The organism is Propioniciclava soli (assembly GCF_014858005.1).
GTDB classification, from domain to species: domain Bacteria; phylum Actinomycetota; class Actinomycetes; order Propionibacteriales; family Propionibacteriaceae; genus Propioniciclava; species Propioniciclava soli.
In genome coordinates this window covers 31,448-47,773 of the sequence record NZ_JACYOT010000006.1, presented here as the reverse complement: position 1 = coordinate 47,773, position 16,326 = coordinate 31,448, and the positions used below count along the sequence as shown (strand labels likewise).

The following is a 16,326-nucleotide window of genomic DNA, read 5'->3' as shown; positions in this document are numbered from 1 at the left end:
ACTACGGCGTCGATCCTGATGGTTGGTGCTCACCTGCGAGCACAAGGTCAGCGTAGAAGACCCTCCGCAGCGTCACCCATGGGCGATCCGATGCGCGACATGGACGAACAGACGAAAACCACATCATCCCAACGAGGGCAACAGATCGTCCCAGACTGCGCGGAGAATCTCGTGGGTGTCTCCCTCGTGGTGGGCGGTCACGGTGACGGCGGCAGCGTGTTCCGGCAGCACGACGCAGTGCTGCCCGTAGCGTCCGTCCGCTCGGTAGGCCCCAGGTGGTGTGCACAGCCAGACGTGGAGCCCGTACCGTCGTCCTTCGACGTCGGGCGTCCACCCGGAGGAATCGACGGTGGCCGACGCCATGAGGTCGACCCACTCCTCCGAGACCAGACGTCGTCCGTCCACGTGGCCCCGGCGGAGCAGCAGGGCGCCCAACCGAGCGAACTCTCTGGTCGTGAGATGCAGACCGGTGCCACCCCACGTGTGGCCCCGCGGGCAGGACGCCCAGAGGGGGTTCCAAATTCCCAGCGGCCCGAACAGACGCTGATCGAGATAGTCGCGCAGCGGCTCGCCACTCCGGTGCTCCACGATGCGCCCCAGGACGTAGCTGCATGCGGAGGAATAGTGGAACCGCGTGCCCGGTTCGGCCACGAAGGGTCCCGCCCAGAAGTCACCCAGGATGTCGTCGGATCTGAGTTCCTCGTCGGTGAACAGCGTGTGCTCATGACCGGGTGTCATGGTGAGGAGGTGCGCGACGGTCACGTCCGACGCCTCGGCCGAGGGACGTCGCGCCGGTGCGGGGAGCAGGTCGAGCGCACGGTCATCCAGATCCAGGAGACCCTCGTCGCGCGCGATGCCGACGGCAAGGGAGGTGAACGTCTTGGCTGCGCTGTAGAGGTTCACGCGCTCGTCGGCCCGGTACTGCCGAGCGACCAGCGGCGCTGCGAGGCGATCGACCGTGATGCCGTACACGGGCAACCCTCCCCGCACCCGCACCGAGAAGTGCTCCAGGAGGTCCGTCGTCACCCTGCGACCGCCGATCGCCCCGCGGCCAGATCGCGGTGCAGACGCAGCGCCTGCGGGTGGTTCGGGTCTTCACCCAACGCCTCGCGCAGGCGCTCGTTCGCCACGTCCGTATCACCCTCCAGTGTCGCCACCTGGGCTCTCAGGACGGCCACCTCCACCCGATTGCGCCGTTCGAGGTCGTCGGTGAACAGCAGCAGGCTCGGCAGCGAAGTCGCGAAGTAGTCCACCGTCGGCGTCGTCCCCGCCAGATCGTCCGACCACCGGGCCAGCCCTTCCACGAGGGTGTCGGCTCGGTCGTCCAGACCGAGACGCCGGGCGGCCAGCACCGAGAAGTAGGTCAGGTCGGAGAACGGTACGGCGGCCATCGTGCGGAAGTCCCCGACGGACTCGGCCGCCCGCAGCCATGCGGCGCGCGCCTCGTCATCGCGGCCCTGGGCCGCCAGCGCATCACCGAGCGCGACGTGCAGCGCGGAGCGGTTGGCGAGCGGATGGGGCCCCTCCCCCAGCGTCACCGGGGGGTCGAGGGCGCGATTGACGAACGCGACCGCGTCCGCCGGTCTGCCCCCCGCCCGGGCCGCTCCGGCGAGTGCCAACATCGTCTGTTCCCACGCGGCCAGGACGCGTCCCTCACCGCCCTCCCACGGCTGGAAGTCCCGCGCCTCGAGGATGCCCAGTGCCTCCTCGGCGCGTCCGAGGTGGGTCAGGAGTTCGACGTACTCCACCGTGAGGTCGTCGCGCTGGGCCACCAGCTCTTCGTGGGGGGCAAGGTGCGCCAGCCGCTGCTGCGGGGCGCATCCGGTGCGCTTGCGGAGCTGGTCCAGCTCGTAGACCAGGCGGGCATCCCCCGGCGCGAGGGCCAGTGCCCGGTCGTAGTGCGCTTCGGCCGCGGCGGGGTCCCCGTCGATGTTGTGGGCGGCCACGGCGAGATTGCGCCGGGTGATGGGGTCGCTGTCGTCGAGTTCGACGGCCGTCACCCATGCCTGTTGTGCCTCCACTCTGCGGCCGACGTGGTACAGCTGGTGCCCGAGCAGCCGATGGACCAGGGCGCAGCCGGGGTGCAGGTCCGTCAACCGCCCGAGCATGTCGAGATCTGCCGGACGCGAGGGGTGACACCACCGCGCGTCGGCGTGGGTCGCCGCACGCAGGGCCGTGCCGGCCTCCTCGGTTCGGCCCGCCCGCTCCAGGAGGTCGACAGCGTGCAGGTGCGCCAGCGGCGCGACGTTGACCTGACCCCGCGGGAGGCTGGCGGACGCCGCCGCCGCGAGCAAGTCGAGCGCCGGTCCGGTCTCTCCGACCGACGCGTACTCCAGCGCCACATCCAGCAGAGTCGGGCCGTCGGATCCAGCCCCCTCGCCCGCCAGATGGCGAGCCCAGGCATCCAGCGGGTCCACCGCCAAGAGCTGCTGGATCACGCGCGTCGCGTCCCCGGTGGCCCCCATTCGTCGCAGCAGGATCGCCTCGATGCACCGCTCCTGGTTGCGCGGATCCCGTGCGCTGCCCGTGCCGGCCACCAGCGCGAGCGCCTCGGCATCCTCACCCCGGGCGGCCAGCAGGCGTGCCATCGCGAGGCGGGAGGGGTCCGCCCACGCCTGGTTCCAGGCCGCCTTGCCGAAGGCGGCGAGGGCGGCGTCCACGCGACCCGAGCGCGCGAGCACCTGCCCGAGGCGGTGGTGCGGTTCCCCGTCGAGCGGGTTGGGGTTGCGGAGCATCAGCCGGTCAAGCGCGCGGCGCAGGTGCTCCTCGGCCGCGCCCAGGTCACCCCGCCGCAGGCACCCCACAGCCAAGGCGGTGCGGCAGCGCGCATCACAAGGATCGCGGCGCAACGCCTCCTCCCAGTACGGCTCGGGCCGGCGCGTGGCGTGCCGATACTGGGCCAGGTGCAGCCCGGTCGTGTAGAGCTCGTCGGCGGACGCGATGGCCTCCGGCGGGGGCGGTTCGGTGGCCGCGGCGGGCTCCGTGGCCACCGCCTCCGCGGCCCGGGGCGTCCACGACAGCAGCACCGCGCCCTCGTGTGCGACCGTGAGCGTCACCTCGTGGGCGGCGACCGCCCGGGGCAGCGCCGCGTCGACCTTCACCGGTGAGCCGGGGGCCGCGTCGAACTGGTCCTCCCACAGGGTGGCCCCGGTGGCCACGTCGGTGAGGGCGAGGCGCAGACCGGAGCGCGGTCGGGTGACGGACACCCCGATCCGCGCCTGCTCCCCCTCGACCAGCAGGGCACACGCGGCGTGCAAGGTGGCCTGGTGCACCGGCCCGATGTCCTGGAAGGGGTACCAGTACTGGCTGAAGGACTTGGTCTCCCCAGGTGCCAGGAAGGCGAAGTCGGGCTGGTTGTCGGTGTAGACGCCGGCCATCAGTTCGACGTACGGGCCGTCGGACTCGGTGAGGTTGCGATCCCAGGCCCAGCCGAACTCTGCGTTCCCCCACGTCCACTGCTTCTTGCCCGGCGAGATGTGGCGGTCGGCAAGGTGGATGAACCCGGCCCCCACCGCGTGGTCGTAGCCGCCGAAGAACTCATCGTCGGTTTCGACGCACATGTAGGAGGTGGGCACCTTGATGTTGCGGTACCAGTCGATCCGATCGGCCCCCGGGTGCTGTTCAGCGGCCGCCGGATAGTCCCAGCCGTAGTAGGGGCGATCGGCGCCGGGAAACGCGGTGATGGCGCGTCGGGCGTGGTCGGCCACGTGGTGCACGTCGGTCGGGAAGAACGACTGGTAGTGATCCCCGGCCCGCGCCGCAACGTTTGCCCACCACAGGAAGGTCTGGACGTCGTCGGAGCGGTTGTGCAGCCGCACGCGCAGCTCGATGACGGTCGAATCGGGACGCAGGCGGACGCCGTGCATGCCCTTCATACGGTGGAAGGGGTCGTGGTCGGCACACCAGACAGTGACGGCGCCGTCGTCCTCGTGCTCGATGTGCACTGCTGTGGGGAGGAAGGTGGCCGGCCGGTGGTGTTGTGGCCAGTTGAACTCGACGCCACCGGAGATCCACGGCCCGGCGAGGCCGACGAGCGCCGGCTTCACCACGTGATTGCGGTAGAAGAAGTCGTAGTCGCGGGTTCGGTCGATCGCCCATGCGAGCCGCCCGCCCAGCTCGGGCAGGACGGCGAGTTCCACCCACTCGTTGCGCAGCGTGACCAGATCCCAGGGCCGGTCCTGCCAGTCGTCCTCGATGCGTTCGTGGAAGGGCAACGGGTAGACCGCACCGGAGCTGCCCTGGTAGACGCGATTGTCGAGGTAGGCCGGGTACTGGTCCGGGTCGGCGGGCATGCGCGTGGGAATGACGGTGGGCTCGCGCCGCACCTGGACGGCCGCACGATCCTGCTGGGCTTCCTTGACCATGCATCCCAACCTATGCAGACTGACCGACCCCGATGAAGGCGCATTAGGCTGATGCCCATGGACGGATCGATGATGACCGTGATGAAGTCGGTATGAGCGCCGGCGCGGCCACCCGCATCCCGGATGGGTTCCCGGGTGAGCGCATGCGCGTCCTCCCGCGTCCCCTCGTGGCCAAGGCGCGGGTGACGCCCCCCACCGCCTCGGTGCTCGTCACCGATGCCGGGTTCTTCCCGCACGCGGCCCACCACGGCCGCTCGCGGGCTGCCGCAGACGAGACCATCGTCATTCACTGTGTCGCCGGGCGGGGGCTGTGCCGCGTCGGCACCCGCACGTTCCGCGTCGGCCCCCACCAGGTGCTGGTCATTCCCGCCGGTGTCGGCCACCGCTACGAGGCGGACGACGACGACCCGTGGACGATCTGGTGGGCCCACGTCACGGGGACCGCGATCGGCCCCCTGGTGTCGGCCCTGCACGCCGACGAGGCCCCGGTCTTCGACGTCGCGGAACCCACCCGGGTGTCGGGCCTGCTGGACACCATCCTGCGCCGCATGGAGACCGACGAGGGGTTGCGCTCCCTCGTGGCGGCCGGCGGCGCGGCCTGGCACCTGCTGTCGGTGCTCGTCGCGGATCGACGGGCCCCGAGCCGGGGCCGGGCCGACCCGATCGCCGAGGTCCAGGACTACCTGCGCCAGAACCTCGCCGAGCACATCGGCGTCGACCAGTTGGCCGCCATGGCGGGGTTCAGCGTCTCGCACTTCTCCGCCCTGTTCCGCAAGGCGTCCGGGTTCGGGGCGCTGGAGTACCAGACCCGCCTGCGGATGTCGCTCGCCCGCCAGCTGCTCGACACGACGGATCGGACCGTCACGTCCATCGCGCGCCAGGTCGGCTACTCCGATCCGATGTACTTCTCCCGCCAGTTCCGGCGCATCCACCACCTCTCACCCACCCAGTACCGGACGCGGTCGGGGTCCGACGCGGCGGATTCCGCGTCGCCCCCCGACCGCGCCGGGCGACTCAGCAGGTGATGGACAGGTCCACCCAATCCGCCCGGTCGTTGTAGGTGGAGTCGCCGCCGTCGCCGACGACGAGACGCAGGTCGCGGACGCCGGTCGTGTCGACGTCGAACGTCACCAGCTCATTGCGACCGATGACCCCCGTCTCGAACAGCGTTCGGCCGTCCCCGATCACATGGAACGTGACCGTGGCCCCCTGGTCGGTGAACAGCGCCGCATCGTCGATGCCGGCGCCGCCGGTCAGGGTGGTGCACTGGCCACCCAGGAACCAACGGATCTCCGAGCGGGACGCCACCCCGAGGCCGGTGCTGTGCGTCGTGCCGTCGATGATCAGCGGCGTCCAGCCACCCACCGACCGGTCGATCGTCGGCTGCATCCAGCCGCTGGTGCCGCTGACCCACGGGTGGTGGGCCAGGTCGGCGGCGCCCTCCGGGGCTGCGGGCGCGACGCGGACGGTCACGACTCCGGCTGCCGCCGGCGCACCGCCGACCGTCGGGGTGATGCCGATCTGGTGGGTACCGAGTGCGGCATCCTGCGGAACGGTGAGGGTGAGGACGGCGGTGACGGTCCGCGTCGGCGGCAGCACCCCGATCGACGTCTGCCCGCCGACCTCCCAGCCCTCGGGAACATCGACCGTCAAAGCCACGCCGCGGGCCGGCTGGGTGCCGTCGTTGTTCACCGGAACCGCCACCTCGATGGTCGAACCCGCCGCGCTGAGAACCTCCGATGAGACGGTGGGGAGCGGCTGGCCGTCCACCCCGCGCACCTCCGGCTGGCCGATGACGACGCGGGACGTGCCCGGCCGGCCCGTCGCGCGCTCGACGCGCAGGAGCACGGCACCGTGGCCCTCGACCGTCTGGCGGATCTTGGTGTTGGCCTCCGCCACGTGGTCGGTCCACAGATCGGTGACCGTCACGCGGGCGCCGCGCAGACCGATCGCGGAAACGGTGGTCGCCACGGTCGCGGGGCTTACGGTGCGGTTGAGCAGCACGACCGCCTTCGAACCGTCGGCGAGGTCCTTCACCCACACCTCCTGGTCGCCGGCGCCGGACACGCGCACGGCCTGGTCACCCAGCGGGTCCTGGTTCACGGCGATCACGTCGGGGTCGGTGAGGATCGCCAGCGAGGTGTCCGACAGCGTTCGCACGTCCGACGCGATCATCAGCGGCGCCGCCGCCACGCTCCACAGGCTCATCTGGGTGCGGAACTCGGTGTCGGTCATGCCGAGCTGCGGGCCCAGGTAGTCGGGGTCGTTCCAGTGGCCCGGGCCGGCGGCCTCCGGATGCCGGGCGTTGGCGTCGTAGTTGCGCAGCACGTCCGCGAACTGAATCTGGCCGATCCAGCCGACGTCGGTGTAGGTGCGCCACGACTCCGCGATCTGGGGAGCGTAGGCCCAGGAGCCGGTCGACTGCAGATGCTCGGGGTACTCACCCCAGTAGGGCGAGGTCACCGGGTTGCAGAGGTTGACGATCATGGGACGGCCCTCGGCGTTGTTCCGGATGGCCTCGGCCATCGCCCCGAACTCGGTTCGGGGGTCGAGCTCGTTCTCCCACCCGCACAGGAAGTCCACCTTGACCGCATCGAAGCCCCACCGAGCGAACTGGTCGGCGTCCTGCTGCTGGTGCCCGCCGCCCGATCCGATGGTGCAGACCTCATTGGTGGGCAGCATCGGGCCGGCGTCGGTGTAGATCCCGGCGCGGAAGCCCATGGCGTGCAGGGTGTCGGTGAGATGGTTCAGCCCGTTCGGGAACTGGGTCGGGTCGGGGATGAGATTGCCGTCGGCGTCCCGGCCATCGGCGGCCCACCCGCCGTCGAGCCACACGATGTCGTAGCCGGCCTCGAGGAGGCCACGATCGAGCATCGACTGTGCCATCTCGATGAGTTCGTCCTCGGTGAAGTCGACCCCCAAGCCGTAGTAGGTGTTCCAGCCCTGGTAGGGCGTGGGCGCGAGCCAGGGCTCGGGGACGGAGGCACGGGCGGGCAGTGCGCCCAGGGTCGCGAGCGCCAGCACGGTGGCTGTGAGGGCGGCGAACCAGCGTCGCAGTCGGGGGCGCCTTGCCCAAGGGGTCACTGACATGGGTGCTCCTTCGATCGGCGATGACCAGGTGCGTTCACGCTAGCCACCAGGCTCCCGCCAGCTCCATGCAGCAACCGACGCCTGGTATGGACAGACCGATGGCGTGGGCGTCCTGGTGCCTCAGTCGTGCTTCTCGTGCCGCGTCGCACCGGTGACGGCGGAGAGAATGTCCTCATAAGACGCGGTCGCGGTGTCGAACGTGCCGTTGTTGCGGCCGTGCCGCAGGACGGCGATGCGGTCGGCCACGGCGCGCACGTCGTTCAGGTTGTGGCTGATCAGGATGACCCCCAGCCCGAGGTCGCGCAGCCCCTCGATGTAGCTCAGCACCTCGGCGGTCTGGCTCACCGACAGCGATGCGGTCGGCTCGTCGAGCACCACGAGCTGGGGCTGCCGGACGAGCGTGCGCGCGATCGCGACGCACTGGCGTTGGCCGGCCGACAACTGGTGGAGCGGCACGCCGAGGTCGGGGATCCGCGCGTTGAGCTGCCGCAGGTAGCTGCGCGCGAGCTCCTCCATCCGGGGCCGGTCCAGCAGCCCCCGGGTGCGCAGCTCGCGCCCCAGGAAGATGTTGTCGACCACGTCGAGGTTCTCCGCGAGGGCGAACTCCTGGAACACCGTGGCAATGCCGTGGGGGAACGCCGCGGCCGGTGAAGTCAGCGCGAGACACTCCCCGTTGAGGTGCAGCGTGCCCGCGTCCGGGGCGTAGACACCGGCCACGATTCGGGCCACCGTCGACTTGCCTGCAGCGTTGTCTCCGACGAGGGCGACCACCTCGCCGCGGTGCACGTCGAGGTCGACGTCCACGAGCGCCCGGACGCCACCGAAGTGCTTGCTGAGCGAGCGCAGGCTCAGCAACGGGGCTGAACGGTCCATGCGGTCATCCTTCCGAACTGGCGCCCGCTGCCGGGCCGATGGCGTCGTGGATCAGGGCGAGCGCGCCTCGGGCAACCATCTGTGGGTCCTCTGTCGGCACCACGAGTCCGTCGTCGCGCGGCAGGACCGGCCTGGAGCGCAGCGCCTCCCGAATGGGGGCGAGGAACACCTCTCCCGTCGCGGCCAGGTCGCCGCCGATGACGACACGTTGGGGAGCCAGGAGGGTTGCGGCGTCCGCCACGGCCCCGCCGACCGCGGCGGCGGCGTCCGCCACGACCTGTCGGCAGCCTGGATCGCCGTCGGCAGCCGCCCGAACGATGGCCCGCAGGCTCATCGGCCCGTGGCTGACCCGCAGGGGCTCCGCCAACGCCTCGGCCGACGCCACCGTGTTCAGGCACCCCCGGCCGCCACACCGGCAGATCGCCCCGCCGGGTTCGACGCGGACGTGCCCCAGAGCCCCCGCCGAGCCCGCGCCGCGGAACGGGACGCCACCCACCATGAGGCAGGCATCGACGGTGTCGGCGACGTGAACGAACAGACCCACCCCGACCCCCCGCAACGCCCCGAAGCGGGTCTCCCCCACGGCGCCGGCCTCCGCCTCCCGCACCACGAGCACCTGCCGCTGGAGCCGCGCGGCGAGCAGTTGGTCGATGTCGACGTCGATCCAGCCCGTCAGCGCGCCGAGCCCGGGGCGGACGCCGGCACCCAGCGCCGTGGGAATCGCGAGCCCCACGCCGGCGATGTCGTCCATCGACGCCCCCACCTGGTCGGCCAGCTCGGCGATCAACAGGGCCGTCCGGTCCAGGGTCGTGTCGGAGCGGTGCTCAACCGGCAGGGGGAGCCGCTGGGCGCCGCTGAGCGCCATCGAGGAATCAGCCAGGACGACCGACAGCGAGCGGGACGCGATGTGCACCCCCACCCCCAGCGATGAGGACGCCGCGAGCGACACCTCCTGCGCGCGGCGTCCGGAGCGGGTTGTCGCCCGCGTCTGCACCACGCCCTGATCGAGCAGTTGCTTGACGATGTTGGACACCGTGGCCGCGGACAAGCCGGTGACGCTCGACAATTCGACCTGCGTGATCCGGCCGTATGCCTTCACGGCTTCAACGATGCGCGCACTGTTGGCTTCCCGCAGGGACCCCTGCGATCCGGGAGCAACGGCGCCGACGAACACGCCTCGCAGGCTACCACTCGGCCCGTCGGCCCCCCGCACTCCTCAGTGAATCGGTTCACGTCCTGAATCAATCAAACTTTCTTGGATTCAAGTCTTGACGCCAAGGGCGGAGCCGGCCTACCTTCGTCCTGCGGTCACCGACGACGGTGCCGGTGTTGAAGGAGCAGACCCCCATGGTCGACGAAGACGTCCTGCTGGACATGCGCGGCATCACCAAGGTGTTCCCCGGCGTGCGCGCGCTGGACGGTGTGAGCATCCGGGTGCGTCGGGGCGACATCCACGCCATCTGCGGGGAGAACGGGGCGGGCAAGTCGACCCTGATGAAGGTGCTGTCCGGCGTGTACCCCCACGGCACTTTCGACGGCACGATCGTTCTCGACGGCGAGCCCGTCGCCTTCACCGGCATCAAGTCCTCCGAGGCCCGCGGCATCGTGATCATCCACCAGGAGCTCGCGCTGATCCCCGAGCTGTCCGTCGCCGAGAACATCTTCCTCGGCTCGGAGGTGACCGCCGGACTGCTGATCGACGTCAAGCTGGCCCGCCGACGGGCCGCCGCCCTGCTGGAGCGCGTGGGCCTCCGCGTCGATCCCGACGTCCCCGTCAAGCAGCTCGGCGTCGGCCAGCAGCAGCTCGTGGAGATCGCCAAGGCGCTCAGCAAGGACGTCCGTCTCCTCATCCTGGACGAACCCACCTCGGCCCTGAACGAGACCGACTCGGCCAACCTGCTCGGGCTCCTGCGCGGGCTGAAGGGCCACGGGGTCACCTCGATCATGATCTCCCACAAGCTCAACGAGATCGCCGCGATCGCCGACGCGGTCACGGTGATCCGCGACGGCCGCACCGTCGAGACCTACGACGTCGTGGCGGGTCAGGTGGACGAGGACCGCATCATCCGCGCCATGGTGGGACGCTCGATCGAGAACCGCTACCCCACGCGGACGCCCCACGTCGCGGGACCCCTGTTGGAGGTCGGCGACTGGACGGTCGAACATCCGACCATCCCCGGGCGGCTGGTCGTGGATCACGCGTCCTTCCACATCAACCGGGGCGAGGTCGTCGGCTTCGCCGGGCTCATGGGCGCGGGCCGCACTGAGCTCGCGCGGTCGATCTTCGGCCGCTCCTACGGCACCTACCTCGGCGGGGAGATGCGCCTGGAGGGGGAGCCGATCGAGGCGCCCACCGTGGCCAGCGCCATCCGCCACGGGCTCGCCTACCTGACCGAGGACCGCAAGACCCTCGGGCTCAACCTGCTGGACGACATCCAGACGACCATCGTGTCGGCCAATCTGCGCGACATCGTCCGCGGCGGCCTGCTCGACCGCCGCAGGGAGGCCGAGGTGGCCGACGGCTACCGGCGGGACCTGCGCATCAAGTCGGCCTCGGCCAAGGTCGGTGTGTCCACCCTCTCGGGCGGCAACCAGCAGAAGGCCGTGCTGGCCAAGTGGATGTACCCCGGGCCGCAGGTGCTCATCCTCGACGAGCCCACCCGCGGCATCGACATCGGCGCCAAGTACGAGATCTACAAGCTCATCCATGCCCTGGCCGACCAGGGCAAGGGCATCGTGCTCATCAGCTCGGAGCTTCCGGAGCTGTTGGGCATCTGCAACCGGCTCTACACCATCTGCGAAGGCCGCATCACCGGGGAGGTTGCGGCCGCCGACGCCGACCAGGAATCCCTGATGCGGCTGATGACCACCACGTCCACCACCCGGGCCACGCAGGCCTCGGCCTGACCGCACAGAAAGCACGCCATGACGACTCTCAAGAACATCTTCGGGGGCAACCTCCAGCAGTACACCATGGTGCTCGCCCTGGTGCTGTTGGCCGTCACCTTCAACGTGATCTCCGGCGGACGCATGCTGACGCCGTCCAACCTCCAGAACCTGATCTCCGGCAACGCCTACGTCCTGATCCTCGCCATCGGCATGGTGATGGTCATCGTGGTGGGTCACATCGACCTGTCGGTCGGCTCCGTGGCCGGCTTCGTCGGCATGGTCACGGCGATCACCACCACGCAGTACGGCTGGCCCTGGTGGGTGGGCCTGCTCGCCGGCCTGCTCACGGGTGTCGTGATCGGCGCCTGGCACGGTTTCTGGTTGGCCAAGATCGGCATCCCGGGCTTCATCACCACCCTCGCGGGCATGATGATCTTCCGTGGCCTCGTGATCTGGGTGTCGCGCTCGATCTCGGTACCCGTGCCCTCCGAATTCTCCGTGCTCGGCGCGGGGTATCTCCCGGAGTGGGGGCCGGCCTTCACCGGTATGAACAACTCGACGCTGCTGCTCGGCCTGCTGGCCGCCGCTTGGTTCGTCTGGACCGAGATCGGTCGCCGCCGCGACGCCACCGACCTGCCGGTGTGGATCACCGCCGTCCGCATCGTGCTCGTCCTCGCGGTCATCGGCTACCTGACCTTCCTCTTCGGCACCGGCCGGCCGGGCACATCCTTCCCCGTCCCGGGCCTGATCCTGGTCGGTCTCGTCATCGTGTACCACGTGCTGACCCAGCGCACGCCGTTCGGACGCCACATCTACGCCGTCGGCGGCAACAAGGCCGCGGCCGCCCTGTCGGGCGTCAACACCGGACGCGTCTACTTCCTCGTCATGCTCAACATGTCGTTCCTCGCCGCCGTCGCCGGCATCCTGTTCGTCGGCCGCGCGACCGCCGCCGGCCCCTCCGACGGCACGATGTGGGAGCTGGACGCGATCGCCGCGGTGTTCATCGGCGGCGCGGCCGTCTCCGGCGGCATCGGCACCGTCACCGGCTCGATGATCGGCGGGCTCGTCATGGCCGTCCTCAACAACGGCCTCATGCTGATGGGTGTGGGTCAGGACCAGACGCAGGTCATCAAGGGCCTCGTTCTGCTGGCCGCCGTGGCGTTCGACGTGCTCAACAAGCAGCAGGGACGTCCCTCCCTCCTCGGCCACCTGATGCGCTCGGCGGGCCGCGACGCCGGTCCGGCCCCCGCGGCCACGGCCCCCGCGGCCACGGCGTCCGCGGCCGCCACGGACGCTGCCGTCACGAGTGTGCCGGTGTCCGCCGGCCCGGTCGACGCCGCAGACACTCTCCCGCCCCGTTCGAGCTAGGCAGGCCCCGAACCGTTCCCTCCGCCGCCTCCCGGCGCGCACCACCCACGGCGTCCGACGCCACCACCTGGGCACTGCCTTGCCCACAACCCACCGATTGACCGACACGTCAACGAAAGGAACCATCATGAAGACCAGGGTCACCGCTCTGCTCTCCACCCTCCTCGCCGCATCGCTCGCCCTCTCCGGGTGCGGCGGCGGACGCGAGGCCACCACCACCACCGAGACCACCGCCGGAACGACCGCCAGCGCTGAGGGCTTCGCCTCCGACGCCACCATCGGCGTCGCGCTGCCGTGGCTCGGGACGCAGAACTGGAAGGAGGCCGAGGTCATGTTCACCGAACAGCTCACCGAGGCCGGCTACCAGCCGCTCGTGCAGGCCGCCGACAACAAGGTGCCGCAGCAGCAACAGCAGATCGAGGCCATGATCGAGCAGGGCGCGAAGGCCATCGTCGTCGGCGCCGTCGACGGCACGCAGCTGGGCTCCGTGCTCGAGACGGCCAAGGGCGCCGGCGTCACGATCATCGCCTACGACCGTCTCATCGAGAACACGGACGCCGTCGACGGCGTGGTGCAGTTCGGGTCGCTGCGCACCGGTCAGCTCCAGGGCCAGTCGCTGCTCGACGGTCTCGCCGAGCGCAAGGGCGACGGCCCCTACACCATCGAGCTGTTCGGCGGCGGCCCTGCGGACGCCAATGCTCCCAACTTCTTCACCGGCGCCATGGAGGTGCTCCAGCCGAAGATCGATGACGGCACGCTCGTCGTGGTCTCCGGCCAGACGGAGTTCACCCAGGTCGCGACGCCCGATTGGGACAACGCGAAGGCACAGGCCCGCATGGACTCGCTGCTCTCCGGGTTCTACTCCGGCACCCCGATCGACGGCGTGCTCTCCCCCAACGACGGCATCGGACGCGCCATCCTCACGTCCGCCAAGCAGGCGGGCCAGGAGCTCCCGGTGGTGACCGGCCTGGACGCGGAGAACGAGTCCATCGTGTCGATCGCGGCCGGTGAGCAGTACTCCACCGTCGCGAAGCCGACCCAGGACCTCGTCGCCAAGACGATCGAGCTCATCGACGCGGCCCAGCAGGGTGAGGAGCTCCCCGCCCCCGATGAGACGGTCGACAACGGCGCCACCGAGGTCGGCATCTACCAGCTCGACCCGATCGTCGTGACCCTCGACAACGCCCGCGAAGTGTTCGCCGACGACCCCGACCGGCTCCAGTACCTCTCCTGACCCCGGCCGCCCACCCCCGACGCCGCCCCGGTGCCACCGGGGCGGCGTCGCCGCATTCCGGAGCTGGCACCGCTGCGCGGTATCTGAGAGGGTGCCTGCCATGGAGCTGCGGCGGTGGGTGGGCCTCGGGGCGGCGTCGGTGCTGCTGGCGGCCACGCCGGCGTGCTCGGCGTTCAGCCCTCCCGAGTATGTGCTGGTCGGCCCCGTGCAGGAGGCCCTCGGCTGTGACGGCGAGGACGCCGGCTGCCGCGCGTCCGCGTTCACCGAGACCGCCGACGGCGTCCGCCAGCTCGAGGTGACGCTGCCCGAGGGCGTCCACGCGTTCCGCCTCGCCGGGCCCGACGAGCAGGTGTGGGGCGCGGGCGGCGTGGTGGACGGCCCGGCCCAGACCGTGGCGCTGGGCGGCGAGGCGCGCGTGCGTTTCACGCTCGACCCGGCCACGCATGCCGTGACCGCCGCCCCGGCCGCGCCGGCGGCGTCCGGCACCGAGACTTCGGACGAGGCGCTGGCCCTCGACGCGCTGCGGGCCCCGCTCACCCGGGAGCGGTTCTACTTCGTGATGACCGACCGGTTCGCCAACGGCGACCCGTCGAACGACGCTGGCGGCCTGGCGGGCGACCGGCTCGCGACCGGTTTCGACCCCACCGACAAGGGCTTTTACCACGGCGGCGACCTGCGCGGCCTGATCGATCGGCTCGACTACATCGACGGGCTCGGCGTCACCACCCTGTGGCTGACGCCGGTGTTCGTCAACAAGCCGGTGCAGGGTGAGGGGGCGGACGCGTCCGCCGGCTACCACGGCTACTGGATCACCGACTTCACGCGCATCGACCCCCACCTGGGCACCAACGAGGAGATGCGCGAGCTGATCGACGCCGCCCACGCCCGCGGCATCAAGGTGTTCCTCGACATCATCACCAACCACACCGCCGACGTCATCGCCCGGGCCGAGGGCCGCAACGCCTACGTCGGCAAGGCGATCGAGCCCTACACGGACGCCGCGGGCGAGCCCTTCGACGACCGCGATTTCATCAACGCCGAGTTCCCTGAGCTCGATGCCGAGACCTCGTTCCCGTACACGCCGGTGTTCCCGAACCCCGAGGACGCCACGGTGAAGGTGCCCGGCTGGCTCAACGACCCCACGCTGTACCACAATCGCGGCAACTCGACGTACTCCGGGGAGTCCGACACCTACGGCGACTTCGCGGGGCTGGACGACCTGTTCACCGAGCGCCGCGAGGTGGTCGACGGCATGAGCGACATCTACGCGAGCTGGATCGGCTTCGGCGTGGACGGATTCCGCATCGACACCGTCAAACACGTCAATCTCGAGTTCTGGCAGCAGTTCGGCCCCCGCATGGCGGACGCCGCCCGCACGGCCGGCAACGACGACTTCTTCATGTTCGCCGAGGTGTACGACACCGACCCGGCGGCCAAGGCGCGCTTCACCACCACCGGCAGCCTGCCGGCGGCGCTCGACTTCGGGTTCCAGGCGGCGGCGCTCTCGTTCGCGCAGGGCCGGGCGCCGGCCGACATGGCCGAGCTGTGGGAGGCCGACGATTTCTACACCGACGCCGACTCCAACGCTTATGCGAACCCCACGTTCCTGGGCAACCACGACATGGGACGCCTCGCGAGCCTGCTGCGCGGGCGGGCGTCCGGGCCCGACGACCTGCTCGCCCGGGTCGAGCTGGCGCACGACCTGATGTTCTGGTCGCGGGGCCAACCGGTCGTCTACTACGGCGATGAGCAGGGCCTCGCTGGCTCGGGCGGCGACAAGGATGCCCGGCAGGATCTCTTCGCCACCGCCGTCGCGCAGTACGCCGACGAGGAGGTCGTCGGCGGCACCCCCGGCGCGCAGGACCGCTACGACCCCGCGCACCCGTTGTACGCGCACATCGCTGCGCTCGCCGAGCTGCGCGAGCGGTATCCGCCCCTGGCCGACGGCGCGCAGATCCCGCGTCACGCCGGCACCTCGGCCGGCATCCTGGCCTTCTCCCGCATCGACGCGGCCGCGGGCGTGGAGTACGTCGTCGCGCTCAACAACTCCGAGCGCGCCCAGGACGTGACGGTCGACACCTGGTCAACGGGGGTCGCGTTTTCCCCGCTGTACGGGTCGGACGCCGTCGCCTCCGCCGGGCCGGACGGACAACTCACCGTCACCGTGCCGCCGCTGGGTTCGGTCGTCTACCGCGCGGACGCCCCGATGCCCACCCCGGACGCCGCCCCCGCGGTGGCCCTCGACCTGGCGCCCGGCACCACCGTCGAGCGCCGCGCCGAGATCGCCGCCACGGTGGAGAGCCCCGGGTTCGCGCAGGTGAGCTTCTGGGCGCGTCCGCTCGGGGCGTCCGACTGGACGCCGATCGGCACCGACGACCACGCGCCGTTTCGGGTGTTCCACGACACCGGGGCCCTCCCGGCCGGTTCGCTGGTCGAGTACCGCGCCGTCGCCCACGACCTCGCCGGCCAGTACGCGGCGGCGTCCACTTGGGCGACCGTGGGCTGACC

Annotated in this window: 10 protein-coding genes; 5 read left to right on the top strand and 5 right to left on the bottom strand. The window is 70.7% G+C overall.

All coding sequences use genetic code 11. The features are described 5' to 3' along the window. Positions 1–123: 123 nt before the first annotated feature. Both IFY26_RS07240 and IFY26_RS07235 read right to left on the bottom strand, forming a co-directional pair. Positions 124–1,026, bottom strand: a complete 903-nt coding sequence (locus tag IFY26_RS07240) for a serine hydrolase domain-containing protein (protein ID WP_232548338.1) — start codon at positions 1,024–1,026, stop codon at positions 124–126. Next, entirely contained in the window at positions 1,023–4,364 is a 3,342-nt protein-coding gene (locus tag IFY26_RS07235; RefSeq protein WP_232548337.1) for a DUF5107 domain-containing protein, read from the bottom strand. Before IFY26_RS07235 ends, IFY26_RS07240 begins: the two co-directional genes overlap by 4 nt. 92 nt (positions 4,365–4,456) lie before the next feature. On the opposite strand from IFY26_RS07235, the gene IFY26_RS07230 reads away from it, so the two are divergent. Further along, positions 4,457–5,389 (top strand): AraC family transcriptional regulator, encoded by a 933-nt coding sequence (locus tag IFY26_RS07230; protein ID WP_232548336.1) that lies wholly within the window; start codon positions 4,457–4,459, stop codon positions 5,387–5,389. Here IFY26_RS07230 and IFY26_RS07225 read toward each other — a convergent pair. The 3 genes from IFY26_RS07225 to IFY26_RS07215 all read right to left on the bottom strand — a co-directional run bounded on the left by IFY26_RS07225 (position 5,379) and on the right by IFY26_RS07215 (position 9,501). Further along, positions 5,379–7,454 carry an NPCBM/NEW2 domain-containing protein gene (locus IFY26_RS07225; protein ID WP_232548335.1) on the bottom strand — a complete coding sequence of 692 codons (2,076 nt, stop codon included), beginning with the start codon at positions 7,452–7,454 and terminating at the stop codon, positions 5,379–5,381. The genes IFY26_RS07230 and IFY26_RS07225 overlap by 11 nt on opposite strands. A 120-nt stretch (positions 7,455–7,574) precedes the next feature. Then, complete coding sequence (locus tag IFY26_RS07220; RefSeq protein WP_232548334.1) at positions 7,575–8,327, bottom strand: ATP-binding cassette domain-containing protein; 753 nt, start codon at positions 8,325–8,327, stop codon at positions 7,575–7,577. Between the two features lie 4 nt (positions 8,328–8,331). Beyond that, positions 8,332–9,501 (bottom strand): ROK family transcriptional regulator, encoded by a 1,170-nt coding sequence (locus IFY26_RS07215; RefSeq protein ID WP_332836162.1) that lies wholly within the window; start codon positions 9,499–9,501, stop codon positions 8,332–8,334. A 173-nt stretch (positions 9,502–9,674) separates the two neighbouring features. Here IFY26_RS07215 and IFY26_RS07210 point away from each other — a divergent pair, with 173 nt between their 5' ends. From IFY26_RS07210 to IFY26_RS07195, 4 genes are all read left to right on the top strand, one after another. Next, a complete protein-coding gene (locus IFY26_RS07210) occupies positions 9,675–11,234 on the top strand; it encodes a sugar ABC transporter ATP-binding protein (protein ID WP_232548332.1) in 1,560 nt (519 codons plus the stop codon). Positions 11,235–11,252: 18 nt separating this feature from the next. Beyond that, a complete protein-coding gene (locus IFY26_RS07205; protein WP_232548331.1) occupies positions 11,253–12,584 on the top strand; it encodes a sugar ABC transporter permease in 1,332 nt (443 codons plus the stop codon). A 127-nt stretch (positions 12,585–12,711) separates the two neighbouring features. After that, positions 12,712–13,818: a substrate-binding domain-containing protein gene (locus tag IFY26_RS07200; RefSeq protein ID WP_232548330.1), complete on the top strand. Its 1,107-nt coding sequence runs from the start codon at positions 12,712–12,714 to the stop codon at positions 13,816–13,818. Positions 13,819–13,918: 100 nt separating this feature from the next. Beyond that, a complete protein-coding gene (locus IFY26_RS07195; RefSeq protein ID WP_232548329.1) occupies positions 13,919–16,324 on the top strand; it encodes an alpha-amylase family glycosyl hydrolase in 2,406 nt (801 codons plus the stop codon). Positions 16,325–16,326 lie beyond the last annotated feature (2 nt).

Coding starts and splice junctions, on each gene's coding strand:
- IFY26_RS07210 (WP_232548332.1), top strand. CDS start 9,675: ATGGTCGACGAAGACGTCCTGCTGGACATGCGCGGCATCACCAAGGTG.
- IFY26_RS07195 (WP_232548329.1), top strand. CDS start 13,919: ATGGAGCTGCGGCGGTGGGTGGGCCTCGGGGCGGCGTCGGTGCTGCTG.
- IFY26_RS07235 (WP_232548337.1), bottom strand. CDS start 4,364: ATGGTCAAGGAAGCCCAGCAGGATCGTGCGGCCGTCCAGGTGCGGCGC.
- IFY26_RS07230 (WP_232548336.1), top strand. CDS start 4,457: ATGAGCGCCGGCGCGGCCACCCGCATCCCGGATGGGTTCCCGGGTGAG.
- IFY26_RS07220 (WP_232548334.1), bottom strand. CDS start 8,327: ATGGACCGTTCAGCCCCGTTGCTGAGCCTGCGCTCGCTCAGCAAGCAC.
- IFY26_RS07205 (WP_232548331.1), top strand. CDS start 11,253: ATGACGACTCTCAAGAACATCTTCGGGGGCAACCTCCAGCAGTACACC.
- IFY26_RS07225 (WP_232548335.1), bottom strand. CDS start 7,454: ATGTCAGTGACCCCTTGGGCAAGGCGCCCCCGACTGCGACGCTGGTTC.
- IFY26_RS07200 (WP_232548330.1), top strand. CDS start 12,712: ATGAAGACCAGGGTCACCGCTCTGCTCTCCACCCTCCTCGCCGCATCG.